Source organism: Vibrio sp. 1078-1, from assembly GCF_033340475.1.
This window is the reverse complement of the sequence record NZ_JAWOWM010000877.1, coordinates 1-522: the sequence shown is the minus strand read 5'-3', so window position 1 is coordinate 522 and position 522 is coordinate 1. Positions and strand designations below refer to the sequence as shown.

General features: G+C 45.2%; 1 protein-coding gene. It reads right to left on the bottom strand.

All coding sequences use genetic code 11. The features are described from left to right. A partial coding sequence (locus R7190_RS30590; RefSeq protein WP_318138306.1) for a hypothetical protein occupies positions 1 to 522 on the bottom strand: 522 nt, incomplete at both ends.

The following is a 522-nucleotide window of genomic DNA, read 5'->3' as shown; positions in this document are numbered from 1 at the left end:
ATGTCCTTTAGACAAATATGTCGGGCAAAGTGCTTCTCTTACGGTCTGCGACTCAATAATGTAATTTTCAAAGTTTGTTAGTGCGGTGTTAGCACACCTTTGTGTAGCAACCTCTTTCGCCAAAGCGAAGTTGGTATTATTTGGTCTGTCCAAGGTGTAGAGCAACGCATTTGCGACGTTTTCATCCGCACAGTAGTTCTCAGCTTGCTGCACTGCTGCTGCAAAAAAAGGAACCGACAGTGACTTCGAGACATTCTGGAAAACTTTGGCTCCTTCTTCGTAACTCACCTCAGCGCTTGGGGCCAAGGTATTAAGAAGCTGACCATAATTTTCCACACATCCCTCTATCGCATATTGAATACATGGTTGTGCTGCAGGCACCAGCTCTTTCGAGAACTGCTGAGTAAAACTCTTAGATTGAGAGAGAAATGGGTAAGATAGGATTAACTGCTGACCCAGACCAATCGCATCATCTTTTGCTCCAGATGCGACATAGTGTTCAAACGCTCCCAACGCCGCATT